14 protein-coding genes are annotated in these 13,403 nt (G+C 52.6%); 8 read left to right on the top strand and 6 right to left on the bottom strand.

Annotated features, from left to right (window positions below; genetic code table 11):
* Positions 1-93: 93 nt before the first annotated feature.
* Positions 94-1,416, bottom strand: coding sequence for a hemolysin family protein (locus KNP85_RS04435; RefSeq protein WP_035385700.1), 1,323 nt, complete (start codon positions 1,414-1,416; stop codon positions 94-96).
* Between the two features lie 192 nt (positions 1,417-1,608).
* On the opposite strand from KNP85_RS04435, the gene KNP85_RS04430 reads away from it, so the two are divergent.
* On the top strand, positions 1,609-2,406 hold the full coding sequence (locus KNP85_RS04430) for a glucose 1-dehydrogenase (protein WP_029596296.1): 798 nt from the start codon (positions 1,609-1,611) through the stop codon (positions 2,404-2,406).
* Positions 2,407-2,448: 42 nt separating this feature from the next.
* Here KNP85_RS04430 and KNP85_RS04425 read toward each other — a convergent pair whose 3' ends face one another.
* Positions 2,449-4,404, bottom strand: coding sequence for a HAMP domain-containing sensor histidine kinase (locus tag KNP85_RS04425; protein ID WP_214715110.1), 1,956 nt, complete (start codon positions 4,402-4,404; stop codon positions 2,449-2,451).
* Between the two features lie 191 nt (positions 4,405-4,595).
* On the opposite strand from KNP85_RS04425, the gene KNP85_RS04420 reads away from it, so the two are divergent.
* The gene (locus KNP85_RS04420; protein WP_021068067.1) at positions 4,596-4,916 is read left to right on the top strand and encodes a PadR family transcriptional regulator; all 321 of its coding nucleotides are present in this window, start codon (positions 4,596-4,598) and stop codon (positions 4,914-4,916) included.
* Positions 4,913-5,938 (top strand): DUF4097 family beta strand repeat-containing protein, encoded by a 1,026-nt coding sequence (locus KNP85_RS04415; protein WP_214715108.1) that lies wholly within the window; start codon positions 4,913-4,915, stop codon positions 5,936-5,938. Before KNP85_RS04420 ends, KNP85_RS04415 begins: the two co-directional genes overlap by 4 nt.
* A gap of 48 nt (positions 5,939-5,986) precedes the next feature.
* Here the strand turns inward: KNP85_RS04415 and KNP85_RS04410 are convergent, their stop codons facing one another.
* From KNP85_RS04410 to KNP85_RS04395, 4 genes are all read right to left on the bottom strand, one after another.
* Positions 5,987-6,682, bottom strand: a complete 696-nt coding sequence (locus tag KNP85_RS04410; RefSeq protein ID WP_214801572.1) for a LutC/YkgG family protein — start codon at positions 6,680-6,682, stop codon at positions 5,987-5,989.
* Positions 6,679-8,082 carry a LutB/LldF family L-lactate oxidation iron-sulfur protein gene (locus tag KNP85_RS04405; RefSeq protein ID WP_483299347.1) on the bottom strand — a complete coding sequence of 468 codons (1,404 nt, stop codon included), beginning with the start codon at positions 8,080-8,082 and terminating at the stop codon, positions 6,679-6,681. Before KNP85_RS04405 ends, KNP85_RS04410 begins: the two co-directional genes overlap by 4 nt.
* 2 nt (positions 8,083-8,084) lie before the next feature.
* Complete coding sequence (locus KNP85_RS04400) at positions 8,085-8,822, bottom strand: (Fe-S)-binding protein (RefSeq protein WP_029596292.1); 738 nt, start codon at positions 8,820-8,822, stop codon at positions 8,085-8,087.
* A gap of 238 nt (positions 8,823-9,060) precedes the next feature.
* Entirely contained in the window at positions 9,061-10,350 is a 1,290-nt protein-coding gene (locus KNP85_RS04395) for an NCS2 family permease (RefSeq protein WP_058765427.1), read from the bottom strand.
* A 236-nt stretch (positions 10,351-10,586) separates the two neighbouring features.
* Between KNP85_RS04395 and KNP85_RS04390 the strand changes: the two genes are divergently transcribed.
* The 5 genes from KNP85_RS04390 (at position 10,587) to KNP85_RS04370 (ending at position 13,398) form a co-directional block, all read left to right on the top strand.
* Complete coding sequence (locus KNP85_RS04390) at positions 10,587-10,820, top strand: hypothetical protein (protein ID WP_131471640.1); 234 nt, start codon at positions 10,587-10,589, stop codon at positions 10,818-10,820.
* An 11-nt stretch (positions 10,821-10,831) separates the two neighbouring features.
* Entirely contained in the window at positions 10,832-11,791 is a 960-nt protein-coding gene (locus KNP85_RS04385; RefSeq protein WP_214801566.1) for a LacI family DNA-binding transcriptional regulator, read from the top strand.
* Positions 11,792-11,858: 67 nt separating this feature from the next.
* Complete coding sequence (locus KNP85_RS04380; protein WP_029596288.1) at positions 11,859-12,140, top strand: HesB/YadR/YfhF family protein; 282 nt, start codon at positions 11,859-11,861, stop codon at positions 12,138-12,140.
* Positions 12,141-12,234: 94 nt separating this feature from the next.
* Positions 12,235-12,372 carry a hypothetical protein gene (locus tag KNP85_RS04375; protein ID WP_021068076.1) on the top strand — a complete coding sequence of 46 codons (138 nt, stop codon included), beginning with the start codon at positions 12,235-12,237 and terminating at the stop codon, positions 12,370-12,372.
* A 96-nt stretch (positions 12,373-12,468) separates the two neighbouring features.
* Entirely contained in the window at positions 12,469-13,398 is a 930-nt protein-coding gene (locus KNP85_RS04370; protein WP_214801563.1) for a manganese-dependent inorganic pyrophosphatase, read from the top strand.
* Positions 13,399-13,403: the final 5 nt, after the last annotated feature.

The raw sequence follows: 13,403 nt of genomic DNA, 5'->3' as shown, positions 1-13,403 counted from the left end.
CAGTATATCACGACAAGACATGAAAATATAGCGACAGTTCGACCGCTCCACGAAAAGCCCTCCCCGAAAAATCGGGGAGGGCGGTCCATTGAGTCAGTCGAGTTCAGGTTGAATCTCGTCTTTATGGGCTAAAATCAAATCGACGAAAACGACGCGGTGATTGTCGATTTCACGGACGATCAGTTCATGTTCGCCCGGTAAGACGAACCGTTCACCGGTGCGGGCATTCGCTTTTTGCGATAAGACGAATCCGCCGATTGTATCGACGTCATCCTCGATTTCGATGCCGAACCGTTCTTCAATCTCTTGCGTCAAGACGAGACCGGACAAGCGGTAATGACCGGGTGTGACTTCGGTGATTTCAGCCTGTTCGTCACGGTCGAACTCGTCACGAATCTCTCCGACGATTTCCTCGAGGATGTCCTCGATCGTGAGAAGACCGGCCGTACCGCCGTACTCATCGATGACGAGACACATCATCGTCCGCGCGTTCTGCATTTTCACCATCGCTTCTTGGAGCGGTGTGAATTCCGTCACGAGCGGAAGCTGATGAATGAACGTCTCGAACGGGGCATCGCTTTTGACGAGTTGAGCGGTGAATAATTGTTTGGCGTTGATGAAGCCAAGCACGTCATCGCGGTCGCCATCACGCGTGACCGGATAACGGGTGTATTGATGTTCTTGGACGGTAGCGATAATCGTCTCAATCGAGTCTTCTTCGTCGATGGTCACCATGTTCATTCGTGGGACCATCGCGTCCTTGGCGATCCGTTCGTCGAAGGAGAAGATGTTTTGAACGTAGGCGAGCTCATTCTCGTTGATTTCTCCGCTGCGGAAGCTCTCGGTCATGATGATCTTAAGTTCTTCTTCCGAGTGCGCCGTCTCTTGTGCGGTCGTCTGCACGCCGAACAAGCGCAACGTCAACCGGGCCGTCCCGTTCAACACATGGATAAACGGATACAGTAATTTCGTGAAGAAATAGAGCGGTCGGGCGACGAGTAACGTCAAGCGTTCGGCTTCATGCACAGCAAGCGTTTTCGGGACGAGTTCCCCGATGACGACGTGTAAGAAGGCAATCAGCAAGAAGGCAATCAAGAAAGATAGGATGGTCGCGAGCGACGATGAGACGTTCAAGCGGTCGACGAGCGGTTGAATCATCCCTTCGATTTGGTCCGCGCCAATCCAGCCTAGCCCGAGGGCAGCGAGTGTGATGCCGAACTGTGAGGCCGATAGCGAGTCATCGAGATTCTCAATCACTTTCTTGGCGACAGCGGCCCGTCGGTTTCCTTCGAGCACGAGTTGGTCGAGTCGGGCCCCACGCACTTTGACGATGGAGAATTCGGCCGCCACGAAAAAGGCGGTCATAAAAATGAGCAAGGCGACGATCAATAAGCTGAGTAACATGGGACTGTCCAAAAATTCCCCCAAAAATCGGGGAGTCACCTCCATTAACGTTAAGTCGTATGTCGTTCAGGAGAATCCCTGAAAACGAATAGTTTGTTTCAGTATAGTAGATTTACCAAAAATATTCAAAAAACAGGCGGAAAGGTTTCGACAAGAGGGGAATGAGGGAACTACAAATCGAGAAGAGATGAAGGAGGAATTGATATGGCTAACTATCCAGAACTAAAGGGAAAAGTCGCAGTCATCACCGGGAGTTCGAAAGGACTCGGGCGCGCCATCGCGGAACGATATGCGAAGGAAGGGGTTCATGTCGTCTTGAATTATCGTAGCAGCGAGGACGAGATGAACAAAGTCATTGAAGGCATCGAGGCTGCTGGCGGGAAAGCGGTCGCAGTCAAAGGGGACGTCGCCGAAGAGGGTCTCGCCGAGAAGATGATTGAAACGGCCGTATCGGAGTTCGGGAAGATGGACATTTTCGTCAACAATGCCGGCGTACAGGTCGAGGCGAAGACGCACGAGATGGAGCTCGATAACTGGAAGAAAATCATCGACACGAATTTGACGGGAACGTTCCTCGGTGTACGTGCCGCCCTCAAATACTTCGTCGACCATGAGATTCAAGGAAACATCATCAATATGTCATCGGTGCACGAAGTGATTCCACGTCCAGGCTATACGCATTATGCGGCGAGTAAAGGTGGCGTGAAGATGTTCACGAAATCGGTCGCCCTCGAGTACGCACCGAACAAAATTCGTGTCAATGGCATCGCACCAGGCGCCATCGACACACCAATCAATGAAGAGACGATGCAAGACCCTGAAGAGAAGAAAGGGCTCGAGGCACTCATCCCGACTCATGAGATTGGTCGTCCGGAACAGATTGCGGCCGTTGCGGCATGGCTTGCTTCAGACGAGTCATCATACGTCACCGGCGCGACGATTTTCGCGGACGGAGGCTTGTCGCTCTATCCATCATTCGGTCCTGAAAATAAAGTGCAATGATAAAAGGGAGGCTCCGCGTCAAGCGGCGTCTCCCTTTGTCTATTAACTGCTTAGTTGATCTTCCGCCGCGTATTTCGGCAAGATGATGGTGAATGTCGAGCCGTGGCCGACGCTCGAATCGACGCGAATCGTTCCGCCGTGTCCTTCGGCAATTTCTTTACAGATGGCGAGGCCAAGGCCCGTGCCACCGATTTTACGACTGGCCGAGTTGTCGACGCGATAAAACTTGTCGAACAGTTTCGGTAGCGCCGACGTCGGAATGCCGATGCCGGTGTCCTGAATCGAAATCTCGATGACATCGGACTTGTCATTCGTGACACAGACGGCGACTTTTCCACCTTCTGGTGAATATTTGATCGCGTTGTGGAGCAAGTTCGTGAACAGTTGACTCAAGCGATCTCGATCACCGTATACATATAGATTCGTATCACATTCGAGGTCGAGCTGATGATGTTCACTCGCACCTTGATGGATGGCGATCGTTTCTTTTAAAATCGTATGCAAGCTCTCGGGTCGGCTATGGTACGTCTGTTTTCCGGACTCCATCCGTTGCACATCGAGCAGGTTGGAAATCAAGTCTTCGAGACGGAGCGTCTCTTGGTGAATCATCCCTAAATATTGATCGATGCGCTCCGCGGGCATCGTCCGATAGCGAAGCAGCTCGGTGAAACCGATGATGCTCGTGAGCGGTGTGCGCAGTTCGTGCGACACGGTCGACACGAGTTCCGTTTTCAAACGGTCGACCTCGGTCTCTTGTGTCACGTCCCGGAAGACGAGCATCGTGCCGTGACGGGTGCCGCGCAAGTGGATTTTCTCCGCATACATCTGAATGAAGCGTTCTTCTTGATTCATCGAGAACGTCACACTTTCTTCCATGCTCTCGCCATCAAACGCGCGGCGCATGAATGAGAAGAACGAGTCTTTCTGATCGACTTGGAAACCAAGTTCTTCTAAATCGGCATCCAAACGATACAAGTCCATCTCGTTCCGTTTCGTGGCGGCTTGATTGAACATGATGAAGAGGGCCTGGTTGGCGAACTTCTCATGTGTCGTATGCTCGACATAAATGACCGCATCACGAATCGAGTGCAGGAGGCGCGCCGTCTTCTCGCGTTCTTCCTCGACTTGGTTGCGTTGTGTCGCGAGCGAAGAGGCCATTTGACGGAATGAGTTCGTCAATTGTCCGACCTCGTTTCGTGAAGATACGGCCGCTGGAATCGGAATGATGCGTTCATCCGCCAATCGTTCACTGTTGACGATCAACTCTTGAAGTTGACCGGTTAATCGTTTCACGTAAGGACGAGCAACGATAAAGAGGACGAGCAACACGGCGAGGAGGGAGAGGAGCCAGAGCACTTGCGCCCACTTTGTATGAGTGGCGAGTTGTTCTCGCAACTGATTCTCTTCTTCATTCAACGAGTTGCGGTATTCGGTGAACACCGTCTCCATATCGACGATGCTCGCACTCATGTCAGCTGCACTTTTTGAGTTGATTTTAAATTTGCGGTCGGCAGGCGGTTCCGCTTGCGGTGTCACTTTACCGAGCGTCGGCATTTTCAAAAACGGTTCTGTGACCGTCCCTTCGCGTTTGGCGATGACATATCGCTCTAGACTCGGCATGACGCGTTGTTGATAGGCCGAGAATAGCGTCCGTGCGTCGCTTGCATACGTCTTCTCTTTTTCAGTGACCGCGTTCGTCTCGAACCATGCGGTCTGAATCTCAATTAAGTCTTGTTTTTCTTTCACGCGGGCGAGCATCGCATCGTCGCCGAGGATGACATACCCGCGCATTTCATATTGCATCGACTGCCACGTCTCGAATAGTTCAGTCGCGTTCGTGCGACGTTCACTAATGTTCTCGAGCGATGACGTCGTTTGTTCGATTCGGTTTTCCGTATACATGTACACGGCGAGTGAGGTAAGGAGGATCAGTCCGATGAATAAATAGAAGACGAATAAAAACTGTCTTCCGATCCGCTGGTCAATCCATGCTTTCATAAAGACCGTTCCTTCCTGGAACTGCGTACGTTCCTACTGTGACAAATATCCTGCGAGTGTCGTTCCTTCATTGTACAGATTTGAACCAGTTGTTTCCACCAATCAAGAAATAAGCGGAAATTTAACTATTATCTATTGAATAATAGTGAATGATAAGCTATTGTTTAATATATAGTAGAGGAGGCGAAGAAATGAACCCTCAGTTCAAGAAAGGCGTACTCAATTTATGTGTGCTCGCGCTCGTCGAGACGCATGACCGCTACGGGTATGAGCTCGTGCAAGCCATCTCGGCAAAAGTCGCCATCTCGGAAGGGGCCGTCTATCCGCTCCTGCGGCGACTCACCTCGGACGGGTACTTCACAACGTACTTAAAGGAGTCGGCAGAAGGACCACCGCGAAAGTATTACACGATCACAGAGCAGGGGAAAGCTCATTTGGCAGAACTACGTGCGGAATGGGAAGCGTTCACGACCGGTGTCAACGAATTGATTGAAGGGGGAACGGACAAATGACAGAAGAACAATATTTATTGGAACTCGAACGGTTACTGATGGGAATGAGCGTCATCGAGCGGGTCGACATTTTACGGGATGTGTCGGAATACTTTGCGAGTGGACGAATCGACGGGAAGACAGATGCGGCGATGATTGAGGAACTCGGGGCGCCAAGCGCGCTCGCGAGCGAGTTGCTTGGTTCGGTCGACCCATCGCCTGACGTACGAAAAGAACCGGCCGTTGTCAAAAGCCAGAACGTGGCGTTTCGCAACGTCTCGATTAACGTCCTGCAAGCACACGTCCAAGTCGTGCCGTCTCATGACGGCTTTGCCTACGCCACGCTCGAGACGGAACGGGACCACGGGGTGACGATGGAGATCGTTGGGGACACCCTGGAGATTCGAATCGAATCAGAGCGCCGGTTCGGTCTGTCGAACTTGTTCGCCTGGGCAGTGACAAAGGCACCGGTGTTACACGTCGAGCTACCACGCCATGCGTATGAGCAAGTCGTCTTGAAAAATCGTCTCGGCTCCTGTGACGTGCGCAATCTCGAGGCCGCATCGGTCGAAGTTGAGAGTGAGAACGGGAGCATCACGGGCCATACTGTTAGCGCCAAGCGAGGCTCGTTCCGCTCTTCGAACGGGAAAGTCAGTCTCACGTCGATGACAGGGCAGGACCTTGACGCGCAATCGTCGAACGGACGCGTGGAAGTGCTTGGCTCGACTGTGGATCGTCTCGAGGTTCAGTCGTCGAACGGCCGTCTCGATATCCATGACGTGACAGGGGCAGTCGAGGCGAAGACATCGAACGGACGCATCGACTGTGTCATAGATGTGCTCGAGCATCCGGTCCGTCTGAAAACGAACAACGGACGCATCGATGTGCGTCTGAAGCGAGATCCGCGTGACGCCGTCATCCGGGCCAAGACGAGAAACGGCAAAGTCGAACTGTTCGGCGACCGGGCGAACGAGCGGACGTTCGGGGACGGGACGGTCGAACTCAAACTGACGAGCTCGAACGGGAGCATCACCGTCGAATAAGCATGAAAAAGACTCGCGCGTGAGCTATTCACGCGCGAGTCTTTTTGTTTACAGATCGTGGACAAGCAAGTAGGCGACACGGACCGGTCCGTGCACCCCAACAACCAAATTCATCTCGATATCGGCCGAGTTCGATGGACCTGAGATGAAGTTGACCCCGTTCGGCGAGTTGAGCTCACCGGAGCGGTCGAGGTCGGCTAGTTGTTTGGCCGCCTGCGTCATCCGCGGGACGAGCACCGATTTCGGGATGATGGCGATATGGTCGCGCGGCAATAGGCTGATTGTACGTGACTTGCCGGGTGCTGCGTATTGAACGATGGTTGCACTCTCGGCGAGGGCCTGGTCGGCAATCGTGATGCCGATATCGGCTTTTATGGCGAGGGAACGGCTGTCTTCCGGTCGCTCCACATCCCACCAGTCAAACGATTCGCTCGTGTTTGGGGCCCACGCCTGAATCCGGTCGTCATGTTCAGCGATGATGGCTTTCCCTTCATACCGATCAATTAACAGACGGAGCGTATCATCGAGGTTGGCCGACTCGCATTCAACGACGTCGGTGTGGATGCGCGTCGCGACCATACGGAACGTCTCGAGCAGTTCCTCGTCTGACGCGTCTTTCAACACCTCGTCTTGCGGCCGGTACTTGTATACTCGTTTCGGCGGCGTCAAGTCGACGTCACGTCCGAGTTGCCCCGCGATCCGTTTTAGAAAATCCTCGCGATTGGTGATTGTGCCTGGATTCATTCTGCATTCCCCCGTTTCTTGAACCAATCCCGCACCGTCTGTTTAGCCGGTTGCGGTAAGTCTTTCGAATCCGTCCATGCCGGTAACCCTTTATCGATTTGTCCCGCTTTCGTGAACGGCGACGACGCATAAGGGGCGATGTGTTCGGCCGCTTCAAATAAGAACGGACTTGAGGACGTGACGGCGAAGCCTTTCATGGCGATGCGCTCGACGAACGGTGATTGTTTCTTCTCTTCGACGATGACCCGGCGATGCTCAATCAACAGCTCGTGAAGCGGGATTTTGACCGGACAGGCTTCCGTACAGGCACCGCATAGGCTCGAGGCGTATGGCAATTCTTTATAATTCTCGTATCCATCGAGGAGCGGGGCGAGCACGGCACCGATCGGGCCCGGATAAATCGAGCCGTAGGCGTGACCACCGATATGGCGGTAGACTGGGCATACATTGATACAGGCCGCACAGCGGATGCATTGGAGCACAGACTGGAACTGTGTGCCGAGGATACCAGAGCGTTTGTTGTCGACGATGACGAGATGGAACTCCTCTGGTCCATCGACTTCGCCGTGACCGCGCGTGCCAGCGAACGTCGTGATGTACGAGGTGAGTCGTTGACCGACGGCGCTCCGACATAGCATATTGACGAGCACCTCGAACTCTTCATATGATGGCACGATCCGTTCCATGCCCATGACCGAGATGACCGTGTCCGGAAGCGACGTCACCATGCGACCGTTCCCTTCGTTCGTCACGAGCCCGACGGCACCGCTCTCGGCGATGGCGAAGTTACAGCCCGTGATGCCGACTTCTGCTTTCAAAAAGTCTTTCCGCAACTCACGGCGAGCATAACGCCCGAGCTCGGTCGGGTCGTTCGATCCTTCATAGCCGTGGGCCGTGAACGTCTCGTGGACGGCGTTTCGGTCTTTGTGCAAGGCCGGGGCGACGATGTGCGACGGTGGATCGTTGTCGAGCTGCAGAATCCATTCCCCGAGATCGGACTCGACGACCGTGCATCCTTCCTCATGGAGCGCCTCATTCAACCCGATTTCTTCTGTCACCATCGATTTCGATTTGACGATGTGCTTGGCATTCTTGGCGCGAACGACTTCCCGGATGTAACGGTTCGCTTCTTCCGGCGTCTCGGCGAAAAAGACGTTGCCGCCCCGTTTGGAGATATTCTCGCTCAATTGATACAAGTAATAGTCAAGATGTTCGAGCACATGTTGGCGAATCTCTTCCGAATGGTCCCGAAACGCTTCCCAATCCCCAAGCTCACCTGCCGCGTTCAGCCTTCCGTCACGTAATCGGTTCTGGGCCGAACTTACGGCTTGGCGCATGAATGGATTATCAATCCCGTCTTTGCGTCGATCTTGAAACTTCTCATCTAACCGAATCCCCATGCTCATGCTTGTTTCACCCCTTCGTTCAACACTTCCGCGATATGCATCACTTTGATCGGATGACCTTGTTTATGCAGGCGTCCCCCGATATTCATCAAACACGAGGCGTCCGCCCCGATGAGCACCTCGGCCCCCGAGTTCAAGATCGATTCAACTTTCTCATCGACCATCTGCACCGAGACGTCTGGCATCTTGACGGAGAATGTCCCCCCGAAGCCGCAACAGTTGTGGACATTGTCGAGCGGGAGCATCGTCAAGCCGTCGACATTTTTGAGCAACTGCCCCGGTGCCGCCTCGATGCCGAGCAGGCGCGTCATGTGGCACGAGGCGTGGTACGTCGCCTTGGCGGAGAACTTGGCCCCGACGTCCGTCACTTCGAGCACGTCGACGATGAACTGCGTCAATTCGAACGTCTTCGCCGCATGGGCCTCGGCCCGCATCTTCCAAGCCAGGTCATCTTTGAACAAGTGCGGATAGTCGCGCATCATCATGACACATGAACCGGACGGGCCGACGATATAATCGGCATCGGCCTTCTCGAACGTCTCAATCATATGCTTCGCAATCTTCTTCGTCTCTTCATGGTAGCCGCTGTTATAGGCGGGCTGACCGCAACACGTCTGCTCAAACGGGAAACTGACGTCACAACCTAGATGTTCTAATAGTTCGACCGTCGCTTGTCCTACCGATGGGAACAACGTATCAGAGAGACAAGTGACGAACAGTGCCACTTTAGGCATGTCCATTCCTTCTTTCCTGTTCATAGTTTTATTCGTAAACGGTTTCACAGTTATTATTCCATAACAAATAGCCACAAAACAGAAAAATGGGACGAATCTCTCAAATAAATGTAAAATCCTACCTAACTGAGAACTAAATGATAATGAATCAAGATTCAGGATGGAACTGATATACGACAGTGTTCCCGTGCTGAATAACAGAAAAACCCTCGTCGGTCGACGAGGGTTCGAATCTAACTTATAAGAAAAACATTTCCAAGATGAATAGCGCGCCGAACAAGTAGATGAGCGGGTGGACCGTCTCTTTGTTCATCGCTTTAAAGATTGGGTACAGGATGAATCCGAAGGCGATCCCGCGTTCGATACTGCCTGAGAGCGGCATGATGAGAATCGTCATGAACGCCGGGAAGTATTCGCTGAAGTCCGTCCAGTCGATATAGCGGACGTTCGTCAACATGAGTGCTCCGACGATGATGAGCGCCGGCGCCGTGATGGCGGCGACACCAGAGATGGCACCGATGAGCGGGCTGAAGAACAACGTCAGTCCGAACAAACCGGCTACGACCGCTGTCGTGAGACCGGTCCGTCCGCCTTGGGCGACACCGGCAGCTGATTCAATGTAGGCCGTCGACGGGCTCGTCCCGACGAGCGAGCCACCCATTGTCGCGAGCGAGTCGGCGAACAAAGCGCGGTGACCATTCTCAATCGTCCCATCCTCTTTCAACAGGTTGGCCTGTTTTCCGACACCGACGAGTGTTCCCGTCGTATCGAATAACGTGACGAGGAAGAATGACAAGACGGCACCGAACAAGCCGTATTGGATGACGTCTGAGAACGCCGTGAGCGGATTGACCATCAGTCCTTCCGGCAATGTCGGCATCGCCGTCACGCCTTCAATCTTCAAGAGACCCATGAAATAGGCGGCGATTCCGGTAAGTACCATCCCGATGAGGAGCGAGCCTGGGACGTTCCGAGAGAACAAGAGCGCCGAGACAATCAAGCCACCGAGGACGAGCAAGACACTCGGCGATGACAAGTCCCCGAGCCGGACAAGGTTCGCCTCATCCGCAACGATGAGACCTGACAACTTCAATCCGAGCGAGGCAATGAACAAACCAATACCGGTCGTGATGGCATGCTTGAGCGACGCTGGAATCGCTTGAATCAGTTTCGTCCGAATCGGTGACAGCGACAAAATCAAGAAGAAGACCGACGAGACGAACACGACGCCGAGCGCGGCTGACGGAGCAATCTGTTGCTGGGCGACGAGTGTATACGCGAAGAATGCGTTCAGTCCCATCCCTGGTGCAACGGCGATTGGGAGGTTGGCGTAGAACGCCATGAGTCCGGTACCAATCAAGATGGCGATGATGGTCGCCGTGAACGCTTGTGCGAACGGGATGCCGGCATCTGACAGAATCGCAGGGTTGACGACGGAGATGTATGCCATCGTCACGAACGTTGTGATGCCGGCCATCACTTCTTGTTTAACGTTCGTCCCATGTTGTTTCAATTGAAAAAAGTTCATGAATAAAACTCCCTATCATTAGTAATTTCCGAACAATAATGTTCGTCAATCTTCGAATTAACGTTATCAACTTGATGACTATACAAAATGAGCTGGCTGGCGTCAATGATTTTGAGTGAAAATACCTAAAATATTCTCATGTAAGCGCTGAATGTTCGGAAATAGACAAAATAAAAATAGTACTTGCTCTGAAACGCGTTTCAGACTGTACGGTTAAGTCAAAGGAGGGAAAGCTCATGAATCCGACAACGTGGAAGACATGGTGTAGTGGGATCGTCTACGAACTCGTCATCAATCAGTTGTATACGCCGCTCGGAAGAATGTTGTGCGCCCGTTTCCAAGACGAGTTTCTTCATCTACCCGTCGAAGAACGGTTTCGTCTCGTCCAAGCCATCCGGAAACAAGTGATTGCGAAAGGTGACAGTCAGGAGTCAGAGTGGGTACACTATATGCAAAGACTGACAGATTGAGGTGAAGCGGAATGGCGAACATCCGAGATATCGCGAAATATGCGGACGTATCCGTGACGACGGTATCGCGCGTGCTCAATGAGCATCCGTATGTGTCGAAAGAGAAGCGGGAACGGGTGCGACGGGCGATGGCCGAACTTGGCTATTTACGGAATCAGCAGGCGCTGACGTTATCGACCGGTCGCACACAGCGTTTCGTCGTCGTGTTGCCGTATTTGGATCATCCGTATTATGGACTGTTCGTCAACGGGCTCGCGAAAGCTGCCCTCCAAAGAGATTATCGACTCGTCATGTGGCAGACAGAATATCAACTCGACCAAGAGCGGCAAGCGCTTGATTTATTGAAGCACCGTGAAGTCGATGGGGCGATTCTGTTATCCCATACGATGTCATTCGATGAGATGGAAACGTATAGACAGTTTGGTCCGATTGCGGTCGCGACCGTCGGAGCGCCGCAGACGATTTCTTCGGTCCACGTCGATCATTACACCGCGTTCGTCGCCGGTTTGCGCGTGTTGGCGCAAGCGGGATATGCCGAAATCGGCATCGTGTTGTCAAGACAAGACAGTCCAAGCTCGATCGCGCGTCAGCAAGCGTACTTCGATGAAGTCGAACTTGCGCGTGAGCGGTGGGTCTGGACCGGTTACTTGACGAGCGAGGACGGAATCGGACTGGCCGATGCGTTTCTGCGTCAACAAGAGCGTCCTCGAGCGCTCTTTTTCTCGTCGGATTATGTGGCGCTCGGTTTTTTAGGGGAATTACGCCGTCGCGGTGTCAGCATCCCCGATGAAGTCGCCATCCTGGGCTTCGATGGTCATCCGATCGGTCAGGCGTTCGGTCTGTCGACGATGTACTCGCCAAATGAAGACATCGGACGGACGTTGTTCGATGTGACGTTCGAGGAGATGAGCGGTGGGGCTTCAGTCACAAATAGTTTAACCGTCACGTATTTGCCGGGTACGACCCTTTAAGCAACTTCCTCGCTCGGTTTTTCTGAAACGATTAGAATGGAGACAGAAGTCGAGAGGAGGATGACAGATGAAGATTAACGTGACAGAAGAAGCACTCCAATTTTTTAAAGATGAGATGGAGGTCGAGGCAGGCCAGACGGTGCGTTTATTCGCTAAATATGGGGGTTCGACCGATTTGACGCACGGCTTCTCAGTGGGCGTCATCACAGAAGACATCGACAACGCTGTAGTCGAAACGGAAGAGGACGGGATTCGCTTCGTCGTGGCTGAACAGGATGAATGGTTGTTCCAAGGACAAGACGTCAACGTCGAGATCCGTGGCGACGAGGTCGTATTCGTTCAAGCGTGACATCACAGTTTGTTAACAGAAAGAATACATCCGTTTGAAGCCATCCAGCTCGGGGAACAGTCTACGACATGACAAAACCGAAAGGATGAGACAGATGTCAGAACAAGATAAAAAGCGTGAACAAGAAGAACAAGAGAAGTTGAAACGAGACCAACCGGATATTTCGCACGAAGAAGATTCAAAAGGGGATCATTCGGACCTTGAAGAGACGGACGAAGACGAACAAGCGTAAAGAGCCCCTAGTGGCTCTTTTTGTTTGGGAATTGAAAGAATGAGTATAGACGTTATAATGGATAAGGGAAAACTATCATAGTGAGGAGAATGTATGATGAGTACAGTACTAGTCTTTGGACATAAAAATCCAGACACAGATACGATTTGCACGGCGCTCGCTTACGCGGAGCTCAAGAAAAAGTTAGGGATGGACGCCGAGGCGATCCGCCTCGGTGAAGTGAACGGGGAGACGCAATATGCGCTCGACCACTTCCGCGTCAAAGCACCACGCCTCGTGGAACGCGTCTCGGACGAAGTGAACTCGGTCATCTTGGTCGACCATAACGAGTTCCAACAAAGCGCGGAAGACATCGAGGACGTACGCATCCTCGAAGTCGTCGATCACCACCGTATCGCCAACTTCCAAACAGCAGATGCCCTCTACTATCGGGCGGAGCCTGTCGGATGCACGGCGACGATTTTGCTCAAACTCTATAAAGAGCACGGTGTCGAAATCGCGCCTGACATGGCAGGATTGATGCTATCGGCGATCATCTCGGACTCGCTCTTGTTCAAGTCACCGACATGCACGGACGAGGATATCAAAGCGGCAAAAGAACTCGCAGCTATCTCAGGTACAGACATCGAGACATACGGTCTTGAGATGTTGAAAGCTGGAGCTGACCTTAGCCAAAAGACAATTCCAGAACTCATCTCGCTCGACGCGAAAGAGTTTGCGATGGGTGACTACCGCATTGAGATTGCTCAAGTGAACACGGTCGACGCGAACGATGTGTTGAGCCGTAAAGCTGAAGTCGAAGCGGCAATGGCCGTGAAGATGTTAGACAAAGAACTCGATTTGTTTGTCTTCGCCATCACGAACATTTTGACGAACGATTCAGAAGCACTCGTTGTCGGTAAGAAGACGGATCTATTCGAGCAGGCGTTCAACGTTAAATTGGTCGACGGTCTTGCGACACTCCCTGGTGTTGTCTCACGTAAAAAACAAATTGTGCCTGTGTTGACTGCTGCAGCCACAAACTAAGAAAT

This window comes from Exiguobacterium sp. s194 (assembly GCF_018618275.1).
Taxonomy (GTDB): domain Bacteria; phylum Bacillota; class Bacilli; order Exiguobacteriales; family Exiguobacteriaceae; genus Exiguobacterium; species Exiguobacterium chiriqhucha.
The sequence above is the reverse complement of the archived record's forward strand: the minus strand, read 5'-3'. Positions and strand labels throughout refer to the sequence as shown.

Bases quoted from the DNA above. Each gene is read 5' to 3' on its own strand.
- KNP85_RS04430 (WP_029596296.1), top strand. From the start codon at position 1,609: ATGGCTAACTATCCAGAACTAAAGGGAAAAGTCGCAGTCATCACCGGG.
- KNP85_RS04425 (WP_214715110.1), bottom strand. From the start codon at position 4,404: ATGAAAGCATGGATTGACCAGCGGATCGGAAGACAGTTTTTATTCGTC.
- KNP85_RS04420 (WP_021068067.1), top strand. From the start codon at position 4,596: ATGAACCCTCAGTTCAAGAAAGGCGTACTCAATTTATGTGTGCTCGCG.
- KNP85_RS04415 (WP_214715108.1), top strand. From the start codon at position 4,913: ATGACAGAAGAACAATATTTATTGGAACTCGAACGGTTACTGATGGGA.
- KNP85_RS04410 (WP_214801572.1), bottom strand. From the start codon at position 6,682: ATGAATCCAGGCACAATCACCAATCGCGAGGATTTTCTAAAACGGATC.
- KNP85_RS04405 (WP_483299347.1), bottom strand. From the start codon at position 8,082: ATGGGGATTCGGTTAGATGAGAAGTTTCAAGATCGACGCAAAGACGGG.
- KNP85_RS04400 (WP_029596292.1), bottom strand. From the start codon at position 8,822: ATGCCTAAAGTGGCACTGTTCGTCACTTGTCTCTCTGATACGTTGTTC.
- KNP85_RS04395 (WP_058765427.1), bottom strand. From the start codon at position 10,350: ATGAACTTTTTTCAATTGAAACAACATGGGACGAACGTTAAACAAGAA.
- KNP85_RS04390 (WP_131471640.1), top strand. From the start codon at position 10,587: ATGAATCCGACAACGTGGAAGACATGGTGTAGTGGGATCGTCTACGAA.
- KNP85_RS04385 (WP_214801566.1), top strand. From the start codon at position 10,832: ATGGCGAACATCCGAGATATCGCGAAATATGCGGACGTATCCGTGACG.
- KNP85_RS04380 (WP_029596288.1), top strand. From the start codon at position 11,859: ATGAAGATTAACGTGACAGAAGAAGCACTCCAATTTTTTAAAGATGAG.
- KNP85_RS04375 (WP_021068076.1), top strand. From the start codon at position 12,235: ATGTCAGAACAAGATAAAAAGCGTGAACAAGAAGAACAAGAGAAGTTG.
- KNP85_RS04370 (WP_214801563.1), top strand. From the start codon at position 12,469: ATGAGTACAGTACTAGTCTTTGGACATAAAAATCCAGACACAGATACG.